This is a genomic window from Vibrio sp. G-C-1 (assembly GCF_021728015.1).
Taxonomy (GTDB): domain Bacteria; phylum Pseudomonadota; class Gammaproteobacteria; order Enterobacterales; family Vibrionaceae; genus Vibrio; species Vibrio splendidus.
On the sequence record NZ_JAKKCR010000032.1, the window covers coordinates 1 to 3,280 of the forward strand.

The 3,280-nt window shown below is 40.5% G+C and carries 5 protein-coding genes; 4 read left to right on the forward strand and 1 reads right to left on the reverse strand.

The features are described 5' to 3' along the window. From L3V36_RS23705 to L3V36_RS23720, 4 genes are all read left to right on the forward strand, one after another. Positions 1-797 (forward strand): DUF1611 domain-containing protein (locus L3V36_RS23705; RefSeq protein WP_208775724.1); only part of this gene is annotated, 797 nt, incomplete at its 5' end. Then, positions 794-1,930, forward strand: coding sequence for an alanine/ornithine racemase family PLP-dependent enzyme (locus L3V36_RS23710; RefSeq protein WP_065612740.1), 1,137 nt, complete (start codon positions 794-796; stop codon positions 1,928-1,930). The genes L3V36_RS23705 and L3V36_RS23710, both read left to right, overlap by 4 nt. Then, positions 1,887-2,252 (forward strand): type II secretion system pilot lipoprotein GspS-beta, encoded by a 366-nt coding sequence (gspS2, locus tag L3V36_RS23715; RefSeq protein ID WP_016788065.1) that lies wholly within the window; start codon positions 1,887-1,889, stop codon positions 2,250-2,252. The genes L3V36_RS23710 and gspS2 overlap by 44 nt, the downstream gene beginning before the upstream one ends. Further along, positions 2,253-2,483 carry a hypothetical protein gene (locus L3V36_RS23720; protein ID WP_016792303.1) on the forward strand — a complete coding sequence of 77 codons (231 nt, stop codon included), beginning with the start codon at positions 2,253-2,255 and terminating at the stop codon, positions 2,481-2,483. A gap of 164 nt (positions 2,484-2,647) precedes the next feature. Here the strand turns inward: L3V36_RS23720 and L3V36_RS23725 are convergent, their stop codons facing one another. After that, the gene (locus tag L3V36_RS23725) at positions 2,648-3,244 is read right to left on the reverse strand and encodes a tyrosine-type recombinase/integrase (RefSeq protein ID WP_237296727.1); all 597 of its coding nucleotides are present in this window, start codon (positions 3,242-3,244) and stop codon (positions 2,648-2,650) included. Positions 3,245-3,280: the final 36 nt, after the last annotated feature.

Below are 3,280 nucleotides of genomic sequence, written 5' to 3' on the forward strand. Positions count from 1 at the left end.
TTTTAAATGCCATGTCACTAGGAATGAACATCGTAAATGGCTTACATGAATTCCTAACCGATGATCCTCTATTTTTAGAAGCCAGCTTAAAGAATAACGTTCGAATATTCGATACTCGCAAACCCAAAAATAAAGGCGATCTGAAAACGTTTAGCGGGAAAATACACAACGTTAAATGTCCGAGAATTGCTGTAATGGGGACGGATTGCGCGCTAGGAAAACGAACAACAGCAACAATATTGGCGAATGAACTGACTAAAAAAGGCCTTAACGTCGTTCTGATTGCCACTGGTCAAACAGGCATTATGCAGGGCGCACAATACTGCGTTGCACTCGATGCTGTTCCTTCACAATTTTGTGCCGGTGAGTTGGAATCTGTCATTGTACAGGCCTATGAAAAAGAAAATCCGGATCTGATTATTATTGAAGGGCAAGGAGCCTTGAGTCACCCTGCGTTTTCAACCAGCGCTTTTATCTTACGTGGCAGTTGTCCAACGGGTGTGATACTGCAACATGCCCCTAAACGTTTATATCGTAGTGATTTTCCTGATTGCCCAATGCCTTCGATTGCCTCAGAAATCAATCTTATCGAAACGTTTTCTAATACCAATGTTATTGGACTAACACTGAATCATGAAGATATGTCGTTGGATGAAACACGTTGTGCGATAGACACTTACACTACCGAATTTGGTTTACCGGTTACTGATGTCTTGTCACAGCCTGTTGAACATCTACTGCACATCGTAACGTCAGCCTTTCCTATAATAGCAAGTAAACTGGCCGAAAAAGGGTGAACTACCCTAGGTTAGACATCGATTGTGGGAAAGTTCATCATAACGCTCAGTTCCTGATTTCTCAGCTCTCACTGAAAAATATATCCGTTACGCCTGTAACAAAAGCCTTCCTCGGCCACCCTATCATCGCACAAGTTCTTATTGATGCTGGCGCAACAATGTTAGCCGATTCAAGAATCGAAAATCTTCAAAAGATGACTGAATCTGGCATTGCTATCCCTAAAATGCTGATACGTACACCCATGCTCAGTCAAGTGGCGAGCGTAATAAAATACAGTGATATGAGTTTAAACTCTGAAGTTGAAGTGATTCAGAGGCTTTCACATGCAGCAGAACAACAAAATTGCTGTCACGGTATCATTATTATGGTTGAGCTTGGCGATCTCAGAGAAGGTGTGATGCCAAATCGCGTGATTGATTTTATCCGAGAGATTATTTCTTTACCAAACATCACGATAAAAGGAATTGGTACGAATTTAGCCTGTCGGTATGGTGTCGCTCCAGATGATCAAAATATGAGTATTCTTTCTGAGCTTGCCGATGGAATTGAAGCTACATTTGGGGTCAGTCTAGAAATTATTTCAGGGGGTAATTCTGCTTCAGTTAACTGGGCTCTTCAGAGAACAGGCTTAACTCGAGTCAATAACCTTCGTATAGGAGAAGCAATTTTTTTAGGCTGTGAGCCTTTAGAGCACGAAAATATCAAAGGCTTACATACGGATGCGGTTTCTTTGACCGCTGAAGTGATTGAATCCAAGACTAAACCGACTTTGCCTTGGGGGAGTCGGGGGTTAAATGCTTTTGGTGAAAAAGAAAACCTTCAAGATAGAGGGGAGGTCTCACAAGCTATTCTAGCATTAGGCCGCCAAGATGTTTGTGTCAGCGGGCTTAAGGCTCCGAATGGGATTAAGATCATGTCTTCAACCAGTGATCATCTTGTCCTTGAATCCTCACAGAAACCACTATTTGTAGGGGAAAAAGTCACATTCAGTTTAGATTACAGTGCGCTCTTATCTTCTATGTCTTCACGTTATATCCATAAATATTTTAAGGCACCTAAATGGAGAAGAAAGGAAGAGGGAGCGCATAATGCTACGAACAACTGTAATTCTCTTCGTCAGTGTCATGCTTAACGGTTGTCAGATAAGCCCAATAAAATCTAATGGACTTGCCGATTATAGAGCGACAGTTATTTCAAGCCAACTTCCACAAGAGTTAGGCTCAATCACACTCGTAAATGCACAGTCAGAGGGCGATAGTGTCACTCTTGTTTTCGTAAAAAAGAAAACTTTGAATATGGACCGCTTAGTAGAAAAAGTCGCCGTTAGTTTTTGTGACAACATCGAAATAAGACCACTATTAGAGAGTGGGATCTCTTATCGAATCATTACCTTAGGAAAAAATGAGAAAGTAGAAAGCCTTAACGTCATTTCTCTAGCTAAGTGCTCTAATTGAATGCTTAGCAGTCGAATGGATAAAAGCCAATACGAGTTGTTCAATGTACTCAATGACACTATTTTATTGAGGTTTGACCGCCTTACGCCTTGGGAAAAAAACTTTATCACAGAGTTACACCATAAGGTCGTAACTAGACAACTCATTTCAATTAAACAAAAACAGCTTGCTTTAAAAATTTCAATGAAAGCCTATAAATCAAAGAAGAAAATCGCGCGTTCCAACGTTTAATTTAAGCTTGTGTATACCTAATCTGTTCAAGGTCCTCTAAACCTTGGACAGATTAGTAGTATTTGCACTTAACGTATTGAAAATAATCAAGTGTAGCGGTGAATGGGTAACAACTTTCAGCGTAATAGCAATTGAAACACCTAAGTATTTAGGTTCCTTTTCGATTAACACTCAGTACCTTCTGAAAGCAACAATGCATCTTCTAATTCAACCCCAAGATAGCGGATTGTATTATCTACCTTGGTATGACCAAGTAGTAGCTGCACCGCTCGGATATTTTTCGTTTTTGCGTAGACTAACGTCACTTTTGTTCGCCTCATCGAGCGAGTGCCGTACAAGTTAGGATCCAACCCCAGATTAGAAGCCCATCTCCTCACTAAGTATCGATAGTACGAATAGCTAATCGGTTGTTGCCTTCGCCTTTGGCTTGGGAAAATAAAATTGCTGTCATGTAGCGAAGCCATCAAAATCCATTTCATTAGACTCTGTTGAGTTCTTGTCGTTATCTCAAATTGAACTTCAATATCTGTTTTGCGCTGGATATGCTTAACGCGGTTAAATATCCTATCTTGCGAAGATACATCGCAAACTCTGAGAACGAGCAAATCACTTGCTCTAAGTTTGCTATCAATAGCTAAGTTGAGCAACGCAAGCTGCATCAAATTATTTTCAATTTCTAATCTGGTTCTGATCCGCCAAATTTCCTCAAGCCGAAAAGGCTTTTTGACGCCACTTCGTTTCGTTTTGTTGAAAACTACCATGATGACCTCCTTTTTAATTTGGTCATCACGATTGTA

Coding starts and splice junctions, on each gene's coding strand:
- gspS2 (WP_016788065.1), top strand. CDS start 1,887: ATGCTACGAACAACTGTAATTCTCTTCGTCAGTGTCATGCTTAACGGT.
- L3V36_RS23720 (WP_016792303.1), top strand. CDS start 2,253: ATGCTTAGCAGTCGAATGGATAAAAGCCAATACGAGTTGTTCAATGTA.
- L3V36_RS23725 (WP_237296727.1), bottom strand. CDS start 3,244: ATGGTAGTTTTCAACAAAACGAAACGAAGTGGCGTCAAAAAGCCTTTT.